The sequence below is a fragment of the Frankia sp. CcMO1 genome, from assembly GCF_977945845.1.
In genome coordinates, this window is record NZ_CDWTMG010000396.1 from 1 (window position 1) to 2,651 (window position 2,651).

General features: G+C 68.7%; 3 protein-coding genes. 2 read left to right on the forward strand and 1 reads right to left on the reverse strand.

All coding sequences use genetic code 11. From position 1 onward, the window contains the following. The first annotated feature begins 324 nt into the window (after positions 1–324). Positions 325–1,038, forward strand: a complete 714-nt coding sequence (locus tag AC08OU_RS24350) for a metal-dependent hydrolase (RefSeq protein WP_476602422.1) — start codon at positions 325–327, stop codon at positions 1,036–1,038. 155 nt (positions 1,039–1,193) lie between these two features. On the opposite strand, the gene AC08OU_RS24355 is transcribed toward AC08OU_RS24350, so the two are convergent. Next, entirely contained in the window at positions 1,194–1,598 is a 405-nt protein-coding gene (locus AC08OU_RS24355) for a DUF2784 domain-containing protein (protein ID WP_476602420.1), read from the reverse strand. A gap of 109 nt (positions 1,599–1,707) precedes the next feature. On the opposite strand from AC08OU_RS24355, the gene lipB reads away from it, so the two are divergent. Beyond that, a complete protein-coding gene (gene lipB / locus AC08OU_RS24360; protein ID WP_476602421.1) occupies positions 1,708–2,532 on the forward strand; it encodes a lipoyl(octanoyl) transferase LipB in 825 nt (274 codons plus the stop codon). Positions 2,533–2,651: the final 119 nt, after the last annotated feature.

Genomic DNA, 2,651 nt, shown 5'->3' on the forward strand with positions numbered 1-2,651 from the left:
ACCCCTGAATGGACACAGCGCACGAGGTCCTGCTGTTCACCGATCTGGCTAATCCGACCAGCAACGGCGTGTATCAGCAGCTTGGCTTCGAGCCTGTTGGAGACCGCGTAGCGATGCTCTTCGCGTCAGCACCCGCGCCTGGGAGCTGACCGGAACATCAAACTCGCGGACGACCGGTCTGACGAGCTGGATCGATGACCACACGCGGGGCCTGCTTGCCACGGGACAGCCGAACGTCGCTCGGCGCGCGGCGGCTGGATCGGCTGGATCTGGATCGGCTGGATACAGTCTGACGGTGCTGATCATTCAGGTTGAGCTGCCATGATGGGGCGGACCCACGCCCTGAGCGGGGCGGTGGTTTGGCTGGCCGCCGCACCCCTGCTGTCCCGGGAGCAGTGGTTGGGCTCGCACGCGGGGTCCTTGTCCTCGTCCCAGGTGATCGCCGGCGCGGTGGTGTCCGCGGGCGCGGCGCTTCTGCCCGACATCGACCATCCCAACGGTCGGATCGCCAACACCTTCGGGCCGGTCACCCGGGTTATGTGCAGGTGGATCAGCAGGGCCGCCGGTGGCCACCGGCACGCCACCCACTCGCTCCTCTTCGCGCTCGGCATGGGCGTGGTCATGGGCCTGCTGGCTGCCCGTTTCGAGTACGGATGGTGGGCCGCGCTGTTCGTCCTCGTGGGCTTCGGGCTACGTGGGCTCGGCCTGGACTTCGAGAAGCACGAGCACTGGTCGTCCGTCATGGACTGCGTGACCGCCGGGGTCGCTGTCTTTCTCATGCACGGCATCGACATGAGCTTCGCCGGCTACGCGGTCACCCTGGGCTGTCTCGCCCACCTGGCCGGGGACTGCCTGACCCCGCGCGGCTGCCCTCTTCTCTGGCCGGTCACCTGGCGGATGGAGACAGTCCTGGTTCCCCGGACGGACGGCAGGATCGAACACTGGGTTGTCGTTCCGCTTCTCGCGGTTGCCGCGGTAATCCTGACCGTGCGAGTCGTGACGGGCGACGCCGTGTCCCACTGGCTCACCGCCGGTTGAGACACCCGGTCCAGCACCCGCTGGGCGGCGCCGGCGTAGGTGGTGTGCCCGTTGGGGTATTCGGGGTGTGCCGGTGGCGGCGTCGTAGCGATGTGGCGTCGTATCGCTGTGACGCCGTAGCCGGCCTCGGCCTACCCCACCGCCGGTCATCACGGTCATCGCTGGCCGGGGTCGGATGATGCCGGATCCGGTCCGGTGCCCACCGTCGGTCGGGACCGTCGTCGGTGCAGGTCCAGGCAGACGCGCACGTAGGCAACGACCACGATCAGCGCGGCCAGCGAGCGGACGAGCCAGGTGAGATCGTCCGGGTAGAGGACGCCCGCAAGGTCATGATCGATGAAACCGCCCTGGTAGGCCGGTTGACCATCAAGCCGTCGCAGATACTTCTCCAACGGGGTCAGCGGACAGGTGAACCCGATCGTGATGATCGTTACGCCCCAGATGATGGCGGGCACATGCAGCCAGCGCCGCCGCCGGACCAGCAGCCCACCGAAGATGATGAACGCGATCCCGAGCAGGTGGGCCACCACGACGAGGTCGGCGAGAATGTCGTACGTCATCGCTGCTCCCTGTGCGCTACGGTACGCCGACCGCGCGGGATCATCCCGGCCCGGACCGCCGGAACCCGGGCACACGGTGGACCGGGCATACGGTGGAGAGGTGAATGCCGTGAACCCCGTGAATGCTATCGACCGGGTGGATGTCGTCGACGGGGTGGACGGGGTGGACGGGGTGGACGCCGTGGACGGCGGCCCGGGCCCGGTCCCGGTGACCTGGCCTGAGGCCCTGCTGCGCCTCGACGAGGATCTCGTCGACTACGAGGTTGCCATGGCGCGGATGCGGGTGATGGTGCGGGAACGGATCGACGGCGTGCGGCCGGACACGCTGTGGTTCCTGTCGCATCCGCCGGTCTACACCGTCGGCAAGCGGACTCCGCCCGAGCACCGCCCGCTCGCGGGGCTGGGCATCCCGGTTCACGAGACCAACCGGGGTGGGCTGCTGACGTACCACGCCCCCGGCCAGCTGGTGGGCTACGTGATGTGTCATATCGGCGCAATGAACGCGGTGGTGCCGTTCCTGCGGCTGTTGGAGGCCCGGTTGGTGGATACGGTCGAGGCGCTCGGCATTCCGGCCGAGCGGCGGGACACCCCGCCCGGGTCCGTCGAGCTCACGGGCGTCTGGACCCGCCGGACCAACCGGAAGATCGCGTCCATCGGCCTGCGGTGCACGCGCAAGGTGACCAGCCACGGATTCGCGCTCAACGTCGACTGCGACATGCGGCCATGGGCCTGGGCAACGCCCTGCGGCATGCCCGAGGTGGAGATGACCGCCGTGCAGCGGGAGCTGACCGACGCGGGGCGCGCCGTCCCGAGCATGGCCGAGGTCCGCGAGATCGCCGCCGAGATGCTCGGCGCACGCAACGTCCCGCACCCCCCGGCGCCGAACCTGAGCTCGGGGAACCTGGGTACGGGGACCCGAGCCGGCCGAACCTGAGTTCGGGGGACCTGGGTACGGTCGGTGGCCCCTGGACCGTTACTTCGTAAACATTCACCTGCTTTATCGATCTTGCTGTGGGTGACGGTTCACGGGCATGGCTGTGGGCCGCGCCGGGC